This window comes from Streptomyces cinnamoneus (genome assembly GCF_014650495.1).
In the GTDB taxonomy this organism is placed as follows: Bacteria; Actinomycetota; Actinomycetes; order Streptomycetales; family Streptomycetaceae; genus Streptomyces; species Streptomyces cinnamoneus.
Genome location: NZ_BMVB01000034.1, coordinates 1 through 16,407, shown reverse-complemented (window position 1 = coordinate 16,407; position 16,407 = coordinate 1). Strand labels below are relative to the sequence as shown.

General features: G+C 71.4%; 12 protein-coding genes. 9 read left to right on the top strand and 3 right to left on the bottom strand.

Annotation, left to right across the window (positions count from 1 at the left end):
• Positions 1 to 54: 54 nt before the first annotated feature.
• The gene (gene eccCa, locus IE182_RS29020; RefSeq protein ID WP_190112954.1) at positions 55 to 4,008 is read right to left on the bottom strand and encodes a type VII secretion protein EccCa; all 3,954 of its coding nucleotides are present in this window, start codon (positions 4,006 to 4,008) and stop codon (positions 55 to 57) included.
• A gap of 223 nt (positions 4,009 to 4,231) precedes the next feature.
• Between eccCa and eccD the strand changes: the two genes are divergently transcribed.
• From eccD to IE182_RS28990, 6 genes are all read left to right on the top strand, one after another.
• Positions 4,232 to 5,665 carry a type VII secretion integral membrane protein EccD gene (eccD, locus tag IE182_RS29015; protein ID WP_190112953.1) on the top strand — a complete coding sequence of 478 codons (1,434 nt, stop codon included), beginning with the start codon at positions 4,232 to 4,234 and terminating at the stop codon, positions 5,663 to 5,665.
• Positions 5,666 to 5,859: 194 nt separating this feature from the next.
• Positions 5,860 to 6,147 carry a 30S ribosomal protein S15 gene (rpsO, locus tag IE182_RS29010; protein ID WP_045934183.1) on the top strand — a complete coding sequence of 96 codons (288 nt, stop codon included), beginning with the start codon at positions 5,860 to 5,862 and terminating at the stop codon, positions 6,145 to 6,147.
• Between the two features lie 312 nt (positions 6,148 to 6,459).
• A complete protein-coding gene (locus IE182_RS29005) occupies positions 6,460 to 8,679 on the top strand; it encodes a polyribonucleotide nucleotidyltransferase (RefSeq protein WP_190112952.1) in 2,220 nt (739 codons plus the stop codon).
• Positions 8,676 to 10,055: a M16 family metallopeptidase gene (locus IE182_RS29000; protein ID WP_190112951.1), complete on the top strand. Its 1,380-nt coding sequence runs from the start codon at positions 8,676 to 8,678 to the stop codon at positions 10,053 to 10,055. The genes IE182_RS29005 and IE182_RS29000 overlap by 4 nt, the downstream gene beginning before the upstream one ends.
• Positions 10,056 to 10,091: 36 nt before the next feature.
• Positions 10,092 to 10,844, top strand: a complete 753-nt coding sequence (gene dapB / locus IE182_RS28995; RefSeq protein ID WP_190112950.1) for a 4-hydroxy-tetrahydrodipicolinate reductase — start codon at positions 10,092 to 10,094, stop codon at positions 10,842 to 10,844.
• A 5-nt stretch (positions 10,845 to 10,849) separates the two neighbouring features.
• Complete coding sequence (locus IE182_RS28990) at positions 10,850 to 11,308, top strand: hypothetical protein (RefSeq protein ID WP_190112949.1); 459 nt, start codon at positions 10,850 to 10,852, stop codon at positions 11,306 to 11,308.
• A 96-nt stretch (positions 11,309 to 11,404) separates the two neighbouring features.
• Here IE182_RS28990 and IE182_RS28985 read toward each other — a convergent pair whose 3' ends face one another.
• Entirely contained in the window at positions 11,405 to 11,989 is a 585-nt protein-coding gene (locus IE182_RS28985; RefSeq protein ID WP_190112948.1) for an SCO5741 family PH domain-containing membrane protein, read from the bottom strand.
• Positions 11,990 to 12,063: 74 nt separating this feature from the next.
• Complete coding sequence (locus IE182_RS28980; RefSeq protein ID WP_190112947.1) at positions 12,064 to 12,306, bottom strand: hypothetical protein; 243 nt, start codon at positions 12,304 to 12,306, stop codon at positions 12,064 to 12,066.
• Positions 12,307 to 12,525: 219 nt separating this feature from the next.
• Here IE182_RS28980 and thyX point away from each other — a divergent pair, with 219 nt between their 5' ends.
• The 3 genes from thyX to IE182_RS28965 all read left to right on the top strand — a co-directional run bounded on the left by thyX (position 12,526) and on the right by IE182_RS28965 (position 16,175).
• Positions 12,526 to 13,266, top strand: a complete 741-nt coding sequence (gene thyX / locus IE182_RS28975) for an FAD-dependent thymidylate synthase (RefSeq protein WP_190112946.1) — start codon at positions 12,526 to 12,528, stop codon at positions 13,264 to 13,266.
• Between the two features lie 188 nt (positions 13,267 to 13,454).
• A complete protein-coding gene (dapA, locus tag IE182_RS28970; protein WP_190112945.1) occupies positions 13,455 to 14,354 on the top strand; it encodes a 4-hydroxy-tetrahydrodipicolinate synthase in 900 nt (299 codons plus the stop codon).
• Between the two features lie 135 nt (positions 14,355 to 14,489).
• Entirely contained in the window at positions 14,490 to 16,175 is a 1,686-nt protein-coding gene (locus IE182_RS28965; RefSeq protein ID WP_190112944.1) for a ribonuclease J, read from the top strand.
• The last annotated feature ends 232 nt before the right edge of the window (positions 16,176 to 16,407 follow it).

Here is a 16,407-nt window from a genome sequence, read left to right as displayed (position 1 = left end):
GGCGACCGGTTCTTCCGGTCGCCCGCCCCCTGCACATGTCCGCACATCGGCGTCCTACTCCGCCGGCAGCCACCCCAGCTGCACCAGCGGCGTCCCGCGCTTGCGCGAGACGAAGTAGCCGCGGCCCGGTGGCATCGGGCGGGGCCGGACGCCGCCCAGGACGTCGCCCTCGCCCGGGTCGCCCGACAGCACGACGCCCTGCGCACCGAGTTCCTTCACGCGCTGCATGAAGGGCTCGAACATCGAGCGCGAGGCACCCGCCGAACTCCGCGCGATGACGAAGCGGATGCCGACGTCGCGGGCGAAGGGCAGATTGTCCGTGAGCACCGCCAGCGGATTGCCGCCGCTCGCGGCGACCAGCTCGTAGTCGTCGACGATGACGAAGAGCTGCGGGCCCGACCACCAGCTGCGGTCGCGCAGCTGCTGCGGCGTGATGCCCGGCTGCGGGGCACGACGCTCCATCAGGCCGTTCAGGGCCTCGGCGTGCACCGTCAGTGAGGAGGCCAGCGGCGCGTACTCCAGCAGGTGCGTATCGGGGATGACGTCCAGCAGGGTGCGCCGGTAGTCACCGACCACGATCTTGGCCTCGTCCGGCCCGTAGCGCTCGGTGATCCGCTGGGCGATCAGGCGCAGCAGCGCCGTCTTGCCGGATTCGCTCTCGCCGAACACCAGGAAGAACGGGTCCGTCTCGAAGTCGACGAAGACCGGCTGGAGGGTGGTCTCGTCGATGCCGATGGCCACGCCCAGCTCCGGGTGCTCGCCGCCCTTCGGCAGGTCCTCGGCGCGCAGCCTGCGCGGCAGCAGCCGCACCTGCGGCGCCGCCGGTCCGCTCCAGGCGGCCCCCACTGCGGCGACCAGGGCCGCGGTCGCGTCCGTCATCGCCTCCGGGTCGTGGCCGCCGTCGATCCGCGGCTGGCCGCCCATGAAGTGCAGCTTCTCCGGCAGCTGGCCGCGCCCGGGCACGCCCGCGGGGACGTTCGCGGCGACCTTGCGGTCGAACTCGGAGTCCATCGTGTCGCCCAGCCGCAGTTCGAGACGGCTCAGGAGCAGGTCCTTCAGCGCCGCCCGGACCTCCATGTTGCGCGCGGCCGTCACCACCACGTGGACGCCGTACCCCAGGCCCCGGGCCGCGATGTCGGTGACGACGCCCTCCAGCAGCTCGTACTCCTGCCGGAAGCTGCCCCACCCGTCGACGATCAGGAAGACGTCGCCCCAGTCCTGGTCGGCCAGCCGGCCCGCCGCCCGCTGCCGCCGGTAGGTGGCGATCGAGTCGATGCCGTTCGCGCGGAAGAACTCCTCGCGGTGGCCCAGGATCCCGGCCACCTCGGCGACCGTACGGCGCACCCGCTCGGGGTCGAGGCGGGAGGCGATGCCGCCGACGTGCGGCAGCCCGGCCACGGTGCTCAGGCTGCCGCCACCGAAGTCCAGCCCGTAGAACTGCACCTCCGCGGGCGTGTGGGTGAGCGCGAACGACGCGATGAGCGTCCGCAGCAGCGTGGACTTGCCCGACTGCGGGCCGCCGACCACGAGCATGTGGCCCGCGGCGCCCGAGAAGTCCCGGTAGAGCACGTCCCGGCGCTGCTCGAAGGGCTTGTCGATCAGACCCAGCGGCACCACCAGCTGGCCCGCGCGGGGGTACTCGGCGGCCGTCAGGCCGCGGCCGGGCACCTCCGACAGCGGCGGCAGCAACTGGTCCAGGGACGGCGCCTTGTCCAGCGGCGGCAGCCACACCTGGTGGGCGGCCGGGCCCCGGCCCTCCAGCCTGCGCACGACCACGTCCAGGACGGTGTCGGCGAACGTGTCGTCCTCCGTGCGGTCCGGGGACGGCGCCGCCACCGGAGCGGACGGCGCGTGCGGGACGGGCACGGGCGCCGCGGTGAACAGCACCGGCCGCCGCTCGGCCGGCAGCAGTCCACCGTCGGCGGCCGCGCCCCCGCCGCTGCGGTGCACGCCGGAGACGTACGCGGCCTTGAACCGCGTCATCTCGTCCGTGCCGAACTTCAGGTAGCCCGAACCCGGCACCGTCGGCAGGTGGTAGGCGTCCGGCACGCCCAGCGCCGTGCGCGACTCGGCCGCCGAGAACGTGCGCAGACCGATGCGGTACGACAGGTACGTCTCCAGGCCGCGCAGCCGGCCCTCCTCCAGGCGCTGCGAGGCCAGCAGCAGATGCACGCCCAGCGAACGGCCGATGCGGCCGATCTGGATGAACATGTCGATGAAGTCCGGCTTGGCCGTCAACAGTTCGCTGAACTCGTCGATCACCAGGACGAGTGAAGCCAGCGGCTCCAGAGCGGCACCCGCCGCCCGCGCCTTCTCGTAATCGTGCACGTTCGCGTAATTGCCCGCCGACCGCAGCAGCTCCTGACGGCGCTGCAGCTCACCCGTGATCGAGTCGCGCATGCGGTCGACCAGCGTCAGGTCGTCCGCGAGGTTGGTGATGACGGCCGCCACGTGCGGCAGCCCCGACATACCGGCGAACGTCGCGCCGCCCTTGAAGTCGGCGAGGACGAAGTTCAGCGTCTCCGAGGAGTGCGTGACGGCGAGCCCCAGCACCAGCGTCCGCAGCAGCTCCGACTTGCCCGAGCCCGTCGCCCCCACGCACAGGCCGTGCGGGCCCATGCCGTCCTGCGCGGCCTCCTTGAGGTCGAGCATCACGGGCGAGCCGTCCTCGCCCACACCGATCGGCACCCGCAGCCGCTCGGCGGTGGTCCGCGGCCGCCACGTACGGGCCACGTCCACCGCGGCCGCGTCGCCGAGGCCCAGCAGCTCGGTGAAGTCCCAGTTGGCCAGCAGCGGCTCGTCCTCCTCGCCACCGCCCGTCCGCAGCGGGGCGAGCTGACGGGCCAGCGCCTCGGCGGCCTCCGCGGACAGCGTGTCCGGCACGCCGTCGTACGCCGCCACCTGCGACCGCAGCCGCAGTTTCCCCGGCCGCACCGTCACCGCCAGCCCGCCGCGCAGCTCGTCCAGCTCGCCCGGCACGACCTCCACGACGGTGACGCCCTGCAGGCCCTCCGGCGCGGCGAGGACCGAGTCCTGCGGCACCGCCGCGCCCTCCAGCACCACCACCACGTGCGGCTGCTCGTGCAGCGGCCGCCCCTCGCGGCTGAACCGCGGACGGCCGTCCAGGCGCGGCGCCAGCAACTCCTCCAGCTCGCCCAGGTCGTCGCTGATCAGCCGCCGCGTGCCGGCCCCGTCCACCGTGCCGGCCAGCTGCACGTGCGGCAGCCACTTCGTCCACTCCCAGCGGGCCGCGGCGCCGCGCCCCGCGACGACCGCGAGCACGAGGTCGTCCGGCGAGTGCAGCGTGACCAGCTGCGCCACGAGCGCCCGGGCGCTGCCGTGCACCGTCTCCGGATCACCCGAGAGCGTGACGTGGTAGAAGGCCCGCAGCGACACCGCCATCGGCAGCCCGTCCAGCGAACCGTGCACGGCCAGGAAGCGCTGCATCGCGCCCGCCGTCAGCGGCTCCAAGTCGTCTATGGGCGCCGTCTCCGGCGCCACCAGCGGCGTCGCCAGCTGCTGGGCGCCGAGCCCTATGCGGGCCTGCCCGAAGTCGTCGTCGCCGGCCCGCCGCTCCCAGATCCGGCTGCCCCCGGCCACCACCGACCACAACTGGTCGGGCGAGGGGTGCAGATAGAACTGCGCGTCGCGCTGCGCCCGCGCCGTGCGCCGCACGGTCCGCCGGGTCTGCGCGAGGTACCGCAGGTAGTCCCGGCGGGCGTCGGCGACCTGGCCCTGCGAGCCCTGACGGTGCCGGACGACCATCGCGATCGTCATGCCGAGCGTCGACACCATCATCAGCACGCCCATGATCTTCATCATCGGCAGCGCGCCCGGCATGAAGAAGTAGACCATCGACGAGGCCATGCCCACCGTCGGCAACAGCTGCATCAGGATGCCCTCCTGACGGCCGCGCGGCAGTTCGGGGGGCGCCTCCAGCCGCAGTTCCGCGCTCGGCACCTCGGGCGGGAGCACCCGCGGCTGGCGCTTGACGACGACCTGGCTCACGGAACGGCTCAACCCCTCAGAGCGAAGGGCCACTTCCCTTCCGGCACCCCTGCGGCCCCGGCCTCCCCTCGCGAGACGGTGATCCTATCGGCGTACGGACGTTCGCCCCGGGTAGGGTGGCCAGCCGCGCGCCGTGCACTCGGGCCCGGCGGACGCGGAACCACGCAGCACACCGCAGAGCCACGCGGAACCAGCAGAACAACCAGATCAGGGGGCAATCCGGGTGAGTACGTCCGCCACGACCGGCTTTCGCAGGGTGACCGTCGTCGCGCCGGACAGCCGCATCGACGTCGCCCTCCCCGAGGACCTGCCCGTCGCCGACGTCAACCCGGAGATCCTCCGGCTCACCGGCGGCACCCAGGCACCGGGCACCCCCACCGGCTACCACCTCGTGCGCCGCGACGGCACCGTCCTGGACGGCGCCCGCACCCTGGCCGCCCAGCGGGTCCTCGACGGAGAGATCCTCTCCCTGCGCCCCTTCGCCGAGTCCCTGCCGCCCGCCGTCCACGACGACGTCTCCGACGCCGTCGCCTCGGCCGTCAGCGGCGACCGCGCCCTGTGGGACGCCCGGCTGCTGCGCGCCACCGGCCTCTTCGCCGGCGCCCTGCTCCTCGTCCTGACCGGCTTCCTGCTCTGGTTCGCCGACCCCGCCCGCCACGACATGCACGGCGTGCCCGGCGTCGTCGCCGGCGTCGTCGCCCTCGTCCTGACGGCCTTCGCCGGCGTACGGGCCCGCGTCTACGACGACCGGGCCTCGGCCGTCGCCCTGGGCCTGGCCGCGGTGCCGCACCTGCTGATCGCCGGCTCCGGCGTGCTCGGACCCGCCGCGGGCGAGGGCGCGGGACGGCTGCAGCTCCTGCTCGGCTGCGCCACCGTCCTGATCGCCTCCGTCGTGCTCACCGCCCTCATGCCGGGCGGCGACGCCCCCTTCGTCGCGACGGTCGTGGCCTCCGCCACCGGCGTCCTGGCCACCTTCGGCGCCGTCCTCACCGGAGCCGACCCGGCCGACGCCGCCGCGGTCTGCGCGGTCGTCGCCATCGGCGCCCTCGCCTTCCTGCCCGGCCTCTCCGCCCGCGTCGCCCGCCTGCCCGTCGGCTACGCCGCCCCGCACGCCGCCCCCGCCGACGACGACCTCGACGCGCCCCGCGGTGCCGTCACCGCCGAGCCCGTCGACACCGAGCGCATCGCCGCCCAGGCACGCCGCGGTCACGAGCTGCTGCTGGGCCTCGTGGGCGGCTGCGCGGCCGTCGTCACCGGTTCGGCCGCCGTCCTCGCCTTCTCCGCCGACCTCTGGGCCCAGGCCCTCGCCCTGGCCGCCGGGCTCGCCATGCCGCTGCGCGCCCGCCTCTTCCGCTACACCCCGCAGGTCGCGGCCGTCCTCGGCGCGGGCCTGGCCGCCCTCGCCCTGCTCGTCCTGGGCCTGGCCCTGCACGCACCCGCCGCCTCCGGCGTGCGCACCGTCTCGCTGACCGCGGCCGTCGTCGCCGTCGCCGCCCTGTTCACCTGTGTGGCGCTGATCGTCCCCCGCAAGGGACTGTCACCCTTCTGGGCGAGAGCCGCGGACGTCACGGAGAGTGCTGTCCTCCTCGCCCTCGTACCGCTGTGTCTCGCGGTGCTCGACCTCTACACCACCGCCCGGGGCCTGACCAGCAGCTGACCGGCCACCCGGGGCCGGGCCCGGTGCCGGGGCTGGTACTGTGTGCGGTGGCCGTTTGTGTACGCGCCTCCGGACCCCGTCGGGGCCTCTGGGGGCAGCGCCCAGCGGACCCCGCCTCCCGAGTCACGGAAGCTCCCCTGAGACAGAGACCAGGGGCACTCGGCGGCCAAAACGAGATCCAAGAGGAGTACCGCGTGTCGCTCGACGCCGCTACGAAGAAGCAGATCATGGCCGAGTTCGCCACCAAGGAGGGCGACACCGGTTCCCCCGAGGTCCAGGTGGCCATGCTCACCCGCCGCATCTCGGACCTGACCGAGCACCTCAAGCAGCACAAGCACGACCACCACTCCCGCCGTGGTCTGCTGCTCCTGGTCGGTCAGCGCCGCCGCCTGCTGCAGTACCTGGCCAAGAAGGACATCACGCGCTTCCGCGCCCTGGTCGAGCGCCTCGGCATCCGCCGCGGTGCCGCGGGCGCCAAGTAAGACGCCATGAAGGGAGCGGTTCCCACCACGGGGGCCGCTCCCTTCGCGTATGCCCGGGCCGCACGCCCCTTCGTGCCGCCCACGGGAAGCGACGGGAAGCAGAAGCTTTGTAGTCTGGTCCCACAACGGCATACCGAAAGAAACACCTGACGAGGAGGGACGCCGGCGCTCCGCCGGTCCTCGGTAGTGGCCCCCGGAACAGGGAATTCCGGGTGCTTCGATCGAAGACCGGCTCCCGCAGGCGCACGCGGCGCCCTCCACCCACCGTCCCCCGCCACACGGGCGTGGGACGCACAAGAGGAGATACCCCTGGTGGAGAACGAGACCCACTACGCCGAGGCCGTCATCGACAACGGCGCCTTCGGCACCCGCACCATCCGCTTCGAGACGGGCCGCCTGGCCAAGCAGGCCGCCGGTTCCGCCGTGGCGTACCTGGACGACGACACCATGGTGCTGTCGGCCACCACCGCTTCCAAGAAGCCCAAGGACCAGCTCGACTTCTTCCCCCTGACGGTGGACGTCGAGGAGCGGATGTACGCAGCCGGCAAGATCCCCGGCTCCTTCTTCCGTCGTGAGGGCCGGCCCTCCGAGGACGCGGTCCTCACCTGCCGCCTGATCGACCGCCCGCTGCGCCCCTCCTTCAAGAAGGGCCTGCGCAACGAGATCCAGATCGTCGAGACGGTCATGGCGCTCAACCCCGACCACCTCTACGACGTGGTCGCCATCAACGCCGCCTCCTGCTCCACGCAGCTGGCGGGCCTGCCCTTCTCCGGTCCGATCGGCGCCACCCGCGTCGCTCTGATCAAGGGCCAGTGGGTGGCGTTCCCGACCCACACCGAGCTTGAGGACGCCATCTTCGACATGGTCGTCGCCGGCCGCGTCCTGGAGGACGGCGACGTCGCGATCATGATGGTCGAGGCCGAGGCCACCGAGAAGACCATCCAGCTGGTCAAGGACGGCGCCGACGCCCCCACCGAGGAGGTCGTCGCCGCCGGTCTCGAGGCCGCCAAGCCCTTCATCAAGGTGCTGTGCCGCGCCCAGTCCGAGCTCGCCGCCAAGGCCGCCAAGCCCGAGGGCGAGTTCCCGGTCTTCCTGGACTACCAGGACGACGTCCTGGCCGCGCTGACCACGGCCGTCCGCGACGAGCTCGCCCAGGCGCTCACCATCGCCGGCAAGCAGGAGCGCGAGACCGAGATCGACCGCGTCAAGGAGATCGCCGCCGAGAAGCTGCTCCCGCAGTTCGAGGGCCGCGAGAAGGAGATCTCCGCCGCGTACCGGTCGCTGACCAAGTCCCTGGTCCGTGAGCGCGTCATCAAGGAGCGCAAGCGCATCGACGGCCGTGGCGTCACGGACATCCGTACGCTCGCCGCCGAGGTCGAGGCCATCCCGCGCGTGCACGGCTCGGCGCTGTTCGAGCGCGGCGAGACCCAGATCCTGGGTGTCACCACGCTGAACATGCTCCGCATGGAGCAGCAGCTCGACACGCTGTCGCCGGTGACGCGCAAGCGTTACATGCACAACTACAACTTCCCGCCCTACTCCGTCGGCGAGACCGGCCGCGTCGGTTCGCCGAAGCGCCGCGAGATCGGCCACGGCGCCCTGGCCGAGCGCGCCATCGTGCCGGTGCTGCCGTCGCGCGAGGAGTTCCCCTACGCGATCCGCCAGGTGTCCGAGGCCCTCGGCTCCAACGGCTCGACGTCCATGGGCTCGGTCTGCGCCTCCACCATGTCGCTGCTGAACGCCGGTGTGCCGCTGAAGGCCCCCGTCGCCGGCATCGCCATGGGCCTGATCTCCCAGGAGATCGACGGCAAGACGCACTACGTCGCCCTCACCGACATCCTCGGTGCGGAGGACGCCTTCGGCGACATGGACTTCAAGGTCGCCGGCACCAAGGAGTTCGTGACCGCCCTCCAGCTCGACACCAAGCTGGACGGCATCCCGGCCTCCGTCCTGGCCGCGGCCCTCAAGCAGGCCCGCGACGCCCGCCTCCACATCCTCGACGTGATGATGGAAGCGATCGACACGCCGGACGAGATGTCCCCGAACGCCCCGCGGATCATCACCGTCAAGATCCCGGTGGACAAGATCGGTGAGGTCATCGGCCCCAAGGGCAAGATGATCAACCAGATCCAGGAGGACACCGGCGCCGAGATCACGATCGAGGACGACGGCACCATCTACATCGGTGCCGCCGACGGCCCGGCCGCCGAGGCCGCCCGCGCCACGATCAACGGCATCGCCAACCCGACCATGCCGGAGGTCGGCGAGCGCTACCTGGGTACGGTCGTCAAGACCACCACCTTCGGTGCGTTCGTCTCCCTGCTCCCGGGCAAGGACGGCCTGCTGCACATCTCGCAGATCCGCAAGCTGGCCGGTGGCAAGCGCGTGGAGAACGTCGAGGACGTGCTCGGCGTGGGCGCCAAGGTCCAGGTCGAGATCGCCGAGATCGACCAGCGCGGCAAGCTCTCCCTGATCCCCGTGATCGAGGGCGAGGACGGCGACGAGGCTGCTAAGGACGAGTCCGCCAAGTGACGTCCCGTAGTGCACGGGAGACGGCCCGCACCTCTTCGGAGGGGCGGGCCGTCGCCCGTACCCAAACGCTTCTCAAGGGCGAGAACGGCATCGGTACGGTCCGCCGGACCACCCTCCCGGGCGGTCTGCGCATCGTCACCGAGACCCTGCCGTCGGTACGCTCCGCGACCTTCGGCATCTGGGCCAACGTCGGTTCCCGCGACGAGACCCCGACGCTCAACGGCGCCACGCACTACCTGGAGCACCTGCTCTTCAAGGGCACGGCCAGGCGCAGCGCGCTCGACATCTCCGCCGCGCTCGACGCGGTCGGCGGCGAGATGAACGCGTTCACGGCCAAGGAGTACACCTGCTACTACGCACGGGTGCTCGACACGGACCTGCCGCTGGCCATCGACGTCGTCTGCGACATGCTGACCGGCTCGCTGATCGACGCGGCGGACGTCGACGCCGAGCGCGGGGTGATCCTCGAAGAGATCGCCATGACGGAGGACGACCCGGGCGACTGCGTGCACGACCTGTTCGCGCACACCATGCTGGGCGACACCCCCCTCGGGCGCCCGGTGCTCGGCACCGTGGACACGATCAACGCGCTCACCCGCGACCAGATCGCCCGCTTCTACAAGAAGCACTACGACCCGACCCACCTGGTCGTGGCCGCCGCGGGCAACGTCGACCACGCCAAGGTCGTCCGCCAGGTCCGCGCCGCCTTCGAGAAGGCGGGAGCCCTGGGCCGTCCGGACGCGGTGCCCGTGGCCCCGCGCGCCGGCACCAAGACGATCCGCACCGCGGGCCGCGTGGAGGTGCTGGGCCGCAAGACGGAGCAGGCGCACGTCGTCCTCGGCATGCCGGGCCTCGCCCGCACCGACGAGCGCCGCTGGGCGCTCGGCGTGCTCAACACCGCCCTCGGCGGCGGCATGAGCTCCCGCCTCTTCCAGGAGGTCCGGGAGAAGCGCGGCCTTGCGTACTCCGTCTACTCCTACACCTCGGGCTTCGCCGACTGCGGCCTCTTCGGCGTCTACGCCGGCTGTCGTCCGAACCAGGTCCACGACGTGCTGCGGATCTGCCGCGACGAGCTGGACCGCGTCGCGACCGAGGGCCTGTCGGACGAGGAGATCGGCCGCGCCATCGGCCAGCTCTCCGGCTCCACCGTCCTCGGCCTGGAGGACACGGGCGCGCTGATGAACCGCATCGGCAAGAGCGAGCTGTGCTGGGGCGACCAGATGTCGGTGAGCGACATGCTGGCCCGCATCGCGACCGTCACCCCGGACGAGATCCGCGAGGTGGCCCGCGATGTACTGGGGCAGCGTCCTTCGCTGTCCGTCATCGGCCCGCTGAAGGACAAGCAGGCCGCGCGCCTGCACGAGGCCGTTTCTTAAATCGCTGAGTCGATGGTTGAAAAGGAAGCAGGGACGATGAGCAAGCTGCGCGTCGCCGTCATCGGCGCCAAGGGCCGGATCGGCTCCGAGGCCGTACGGGCCGTGGAGGCCGCCGAGGACATGGAGCTGGTGGCCGCGCTGGGCCGGGGCGACAGCCTGGACGCCCTGACCGAGGCCCGTGCCCAGGTCGCGGTCGAGCTGACCCACCCCGACTCGGTCATGGACAACCTGGACTTCTGCGTCCGCAACGGCATCCACGGCGTCGTCGGCACCACCGGCTGGACCGAGGACCGCCTGGAGCAGCTGAGGTCCTGGCTGGCGGCCTCGCCGTCCACGGGCGTGCTCATCGCCCCGAACTTCTCCATCGGCGCGGTCCTCACCATGGCCTTCGCCCAGCAGGCGGCCCGCTTCTTCGAGTCCGTCGAGGTCGTGGAGCTGCACCACCCGAACAAGGCGGACGCCCCCTCGGGCACCGCCACCCGCACCGCGCAGCTCATCGCGGCGGCGCGGCGCGAGGCGGGCTGCGCGCCGCAGCCGGACGCCACGTCCACGGCCCTGGAGGGCGCGCGCGGCGCGGACGTCGACGGGGTGCCGGTGCACGCCGTGCGGCTGCGCGGGCTGCTCGCCCACCAGGAGGTGCTCTTCGGGGACACCGGCGAGACGCTCACCATCCGGCACGACTCGCTGCACCACAGCTGCTTCATGCCGGGCATCCTGCTCGGCGCGCGGCGCGTGGTGAGCACGCCGGGGCTGACGTTCGGCCTGGAACACTTCCTGGACCTGGGCTGATCAGCGTGCGTGCGAAAGTCGTCTACTTCGCCCTGGCCGCCGTCCTGGTCGTCTACTTCGTCCTGGTCGGCAGCCGCGGTGTGATGCTCATCCAGCAGGGCACGGTCATCACCGTGCCGTTCGGGCTGGCGGTGCTGGTGCTGCCGTTCATCGGGGCCTGGTTCCTGTACCGGACCACCAAGTTCGCGCGGGACGCCGACCGGCTGGCGCGGGAACTGGAGGCCGAGGGCGGGCTGCCGGTCGACGAGCTGGTGCGGACCCCCGGCGGCCGTATCGACCGCGACTCCGCGGACGCCGTCTTCGCCAAGCGGCGGGAGGAGACCGAGGAGGCGCCGGGGGACTGGCGCTCGTGGTTCCGCCTGGCCGTCGCCTACCACGACGCTCGTGACACCCCGCGGGCCCGCAAGGCGATGCAGCACGCGATCGCGCTGCACGACGGAAAGGCCAGCCCCTCCGGCGCATGACGCCCGAGGGGCCGGTCTCCGGAAGGTTCACGCGGAAGCTTCATGCGGAAGCTTCCGCATGAACGCGCACGCCGGGGGCACGGCCCCCGGCGGCTCTCAGCCCTTGAACTCCGCCACCTCGTCCTCGACGGCGAGGGCCGTCTCGGCGAAGGCCCGCGGGCGCCCGAGGAAGTCGGCTCCCTGGTCGCTCACCAGCGCCGGCAGCGCTTTGCCCTGCGTACGCTCCACGACCAGCACCTGACCCTGGACCGTGCGGGGCAGGCCGAGCAGGCGGACGGGCTGCTGGACGGTGCGGACGCCGGCCACGTCGGCCCACGACAGCGTGGTGCCCGACAGCAGGCTCAGCTGCCGCAGCCCCTTCGGGCCCACCCAGATGCCGGTCCGCACGAGCCGGAAGGCGATCGTGATCAGGAGCGCGGCGACGGCGACGCAGATGCCCGCCCCGGGCAGCGAACCGGCGAGGGCGATGATCACGCCGGAGAAGAGGACGCAGGCGGCCAGCAGAAGCACCACCGCCGTGCCACCCACCCGCAGCGGACCGGGGTGGTACGGGCGCCGCCAGCGGAGGTGGCGGCTCTCGTACATGTCTTCTGGCGCCTCGCGGGGCGGTGACACGGCGGTTCCGGTCGCGACGTCGGTTGCGGCGCCGTCGCGGTCGGCTGTCAGGAAGGGCAGGGGCACGACGGGTTCCTCACTCGTACGCACGCTCGAAGTGCTGTGCCGGGTGAGGGTACCCGCTGGTCAGCGGCTGCTGATCAGCGGCCCGCGTTGGCTTCGGACTGCTGGGTGTGGGGCTTGTGCTGCGGACCGGTTTCCAGGGACGGGATGCCGAACAGCAGCGCACCGATGAGCCCCGCCGCGACCGTCAGCCCCACCAGGGTCCGCCCGGCTATCTCGGAGCGGCTGGCACGATCTCGGGGCGGCGGCGTGACGTTGCTGCGGTAGCGCTCGGCCTCGGCGACGAAGGCGAACGGCACGGGCTCTCGCCGGCGGAACATGAAGGGCTCTCCTAGGAACCTCGAAGACTCTGCTGTCATACAGAAAGACGCTCGAACTCGTTCATAGGTGCCCGTTTTTCGTAACTTCTGTGAAAAATCTCAACTGGCGTCCCGGGCCCCGCTGTGGCAGGGGGCCGGGCCCGGCGGCGGCCGGGTGTCAGTGGCGGCCCTTAGGCTTGGCAGCGGCCCAGCACATGCAACAAGGGAAGGACCCCGCCGGTGACCGACACCCCCACCGAGGACGCCAAGCCGACGTTTCGCAGCGATGTGACCGTCGAGCTGGTCAAGCACAGCGCCGCCGACACCGACGTGCTGTGGGCGGCCCGCGTCTCCACGGCCGGCGAGCAGTCCCTCGAAGAGATCAGCAAGGACCCCGAGCGGTCCAAGGGACTGATCAACTACCTGATGCGCGACCGCCACGGCAGCCCCTTCGAGCACAACTCGATGACCTTCTTCATCAGTGCGCCGATCTTCGTCTTCCGTGAGTTCATGCGCCACCGCGTGGGCTGGTCCTACAACGAGGAGTCCGGCCGCTACCGCGAGCTGGAGCCCGTCTTCTACGTCCCGGGGGAGTCCCGCAAGCTGGTCCAGGAGGGCCGCCCGGGCAAGTACGTCTTCGTCGAGGGCACCGAGGCCCAGCACGAGCTGACCGGCCGGGTCATGGAGGACAGCTACCGCCGGGCGTACGAGGCGTACCAGGAGATGCTGGCCGCCGGCGTGGCCCGCGAGGTCGCCCGCTCGGTCCTGCCGGTGGGCCTGTTCTCGTCGATGTACGCCACCTGCAACGCCCGCTCGCTGATGCACTTCCTCGGCCTGCGCACGCAGCACGAGCTGGCGGCGGTCCCTTCCTTCCCGCAGCGCGAGATCGAGATGGTGGGCGAGAAGATGGAGGCGGAGTGGGCCAAGCTCATGCCGCTCACCTACGCCGCGTTCAACAAGAACGGCCGCGTCGCGCCGTAACGCACCGTGGTGCGGACGTCGCCAGGCCCCCTCCGAGTCAGGTGTCCGTATTGCGGCGTTTCGTCACCTTCATCTAGGCTGAAAAAACGGACCCGGCACTGCTTGAACCCCCGAGCAGGCAGTGCCGGGATCCACTTCGCACTCCCCGAGGGGGCACCTCACGGTGAGCAACGAGTAGCGTGACCCCCATGGCTCCGACCTCCACACCGCACACGCCCTTCGGACGGGTCCTGACCGCGATGGTCACCCCCTTCACGGCCGAGGGCGCTCTCGATCTCGACGGCGCACAGCGCCTTGCCGCCCACCTCGTGGACGCGGGCAACGACGGCCTCGTCGTCAACGGCACCACCGGTGAGTCGCCCACCACCAGCGATGCGGAGAAAGCCCAGCTCGTACGTGCCGTGGTCGAGGCGGTCGGAGACCGCGCCCACGTCGTTGCCGGAGCCGGAACCAACGACACCCGTCACAGCATCGAGCTCGCCCGCGCCGCCGAGCAGGCGGGCGCCCACGGCCTCCTCGTGGTGACCCCGTACTACAACAAGCCCCCGCAGGAGGGCCTCCGCCGGCACTTCACCGCCATCGCGGACGCCACGGAGCTCCCGGTGATGCTCTACGACATCCCGGGCCGCAGCGGCGTGCAGCTGGAGACCGAGACCATGGTCCGGCTCGCCGAGCACCCCCGCATCGTCGCCAACAAGGACGCCAAGGGCGACCTCTCCGCCGCCGGCTGGGCCATGGCCCGCTCGGGCCTCGCCTGGTACTCCGGCGACGACATGCTCAACCTGCCGCTGCTGTCCATCGGCGCCGCGGGCTTCGTCTCCGTCGTCGGCCACGTCGTCGCCCCGGAGCTGCGCGCCCTGCTGGAGGCCCACCGGTCCGGCGACGCCGTCAAGGCCGCCGAGATCCACCGCCGGCTGCTGCCCGTCTACACCGGCATGTTCCGCACCCAGGGCGTCATGACCACCAAGGCCGCCCTCGCGCTGCAGGGCCTGCCCGCCGGACCGCTGCGGCTCCCGCTCGTCGAGCTCACCGAGGAGCAGACCGAGCAGCTGAAGCGCGATCTCGCCGCGGGCGGGGTACAGCTGTAGCACCAGACTTCACAACTGAATACCGACTGAATACAGCCGAAACCGCATCTGCACGAATGTCATGCGCGCCATGCGTCCCCACGTCCTGAGCCCTGTCCAGGAAGGGCGAGCGGCGCGCGTGGTGAGGAGAGTCTTTTGAGCCACCCGCACCCTGAACTCGGCCCGCCGCCGAAGCTGCCCGAGGGCGGCCTGCGCGTCACCCCGCTCGGCGGCCTGGGCGAGATCGGCCGCAACATGACGGTCTTCGAATACGGCGGCCGTCTGCTGATCGTCGACTGCGGAGTGCTCTTCCCCGAGGAGGAGCAGCCCGGAGTCGACCTCATCCTGCCCGACTTCACGTCCATCCGGGACCGCCTGGACGACATCGACGGCATCGTCCTCACCCACGGTCACGAGGACCACATCGGTGGCGTCCCCTACCTGCTCCGCGAGAAGCCGGACATCCCGCTGATCGGCTCCAAGCTGACCCTGGCCCTCATCGAGGCCAAGCTCCAGGAGCACCGCATCCGCCCCTACACCCTTGAGGTCGTGGAGGGCCACCGCGAGCGCATCGGTCCGTTCGAGTGCGAGTTCGTCGCGGTCAACCACTCCATCCCGGACGCCCTGGCCGTCGCCATCCGCACCCCCGCCGGCATGGCCGTGCACACCGGTGACTTCAAGATGGACCAGCTCCCGCTGGACCGCCGCCTCACCGACCTCCCGGCCTTCGCCAAGCTCGGCGAGGAGGGCATCGACCTGCTGCTCGTGGACTCCACGAACGCCGAGGTCCCCGGCTTCGTCCCGCCGGAGCGCGACATCTCCGGCGTCCTGCGCCAGGTGTTCGCGGGCGCCCAGAAGCGCATCATCGTGGCCAGCTTCGCCAGCCACGTCCACCGCATCCAGCAGATCCTGGACGCCGCGCACGAGTACGGCAGGCGCGTCGCCTTCGTCGGCCGCTCGATGGTCCGCAACATGGGCATCGCCCGCGACCTGGGCTACCTGCGCATCCCCGCCGGTCTCGTCGTGGACGTCAAGACCCTCGACGACCTGCCGGACGACGAGGTCGTGCTCGTCTGCACCGGCTCGCAGGGCGAGCCGATGGCGGCACTGTCGCGCATGGCCAACCGCGACCACCAGATCCGCATCGTCCAGGGCGACACCGTGATCCTGGCGTCGTCGCTCATCCCCGGCAACGAGAACGCGGTCTACCGCGTGATCAACGGCCTGACCCGCTGGGGCGCCAACGTCGTCCACAAGGGCAACGCCCGCGTCCACGTCTCGGGCCACGCCTCGGCCGGCGAGCTGCTGTACTTCTACAACATCTGCAAGCCGAAGAACCTGATGCCGGTGCACGGCGAGTGGCGCCACCTGCGGGCCAACGCCGAGCTCGGTGCCCTGACGGGCATCCCCAAGGACCACATCGTCATCGCCGAGGACGGCGTCGTGGTGGACCTCGTGGACGGCAAGGCGCGGATCGTCGGCAAGGTCCAGGCCGGCTACGTGTACGTCGACGGGCTCTCGGTCGGCGACGTCACCGAGGCTTCGCTCAAGGACCGCCGCATCCTCGGCGACGAAGGCATCATCTCCGTCTTCGTGGTCGTCGACAGCACGACCGGCAAGGTCGTCAGCGGCCCGCAGATCCAGGCACGCGGCTCGGGCATCGACGACGCGGCGTTCAACGCCGTCGTCCCGAAGATCGAGGAAGCCATCGCCAAGGCCGCCGCCGACGGCGTGGCCGAGCCCCACCAGCTGCAGCAGCTGGTGCGCCGTTCGGTCGGCAAGTGGGTGTCCGACAGCTACCGCCGACGCCCGATGATCATGCCGATCGTCGTCGAGGTCTGACGAAGCCTCAGCCGTATGGGCGGCCGCCCCTGCGCCGATTTGCATCAGGGCGCGGCCGTCCAGTACGTTTACGTCTCCACCGCAGCGGGAACGCCCCAACACTTCGTGTGCAGGGGGAGGTTCCGGCAAGGCGGCGGAAATCCGGCTCAGATAAATCTGATAAAGTCGGAACCCCGCTCCAACAGGGAGCCGGAAACGAATTCCAGACCGGAAACGGAACGGAAAACGGATC

Excerpts from the sequence above, each read along its gene's own strand:
- IE182_RS28980 (WP_190112947.1), bottom strand. The coding sequence starts at position 12,306 with ATGTTCCGCCGGCGAGAGCCCGTGCCGTTCGCCTTCGTCGCCGAGGCC.
- dapA (WP_190112945.1), top strand. The coding sequence starts at position 13,455 with ATGGCTCCGACCTCCACACCGCACACGCCCTTCGGACGGGTCCTGACC.
- dapB (WP_190112950.1), top strand. The coding sequence starts at position 10,092 with ATGAGCAAGCTGCGCGTCGCCGTCATCGGCGCCAAGGGCCGGATCGGC.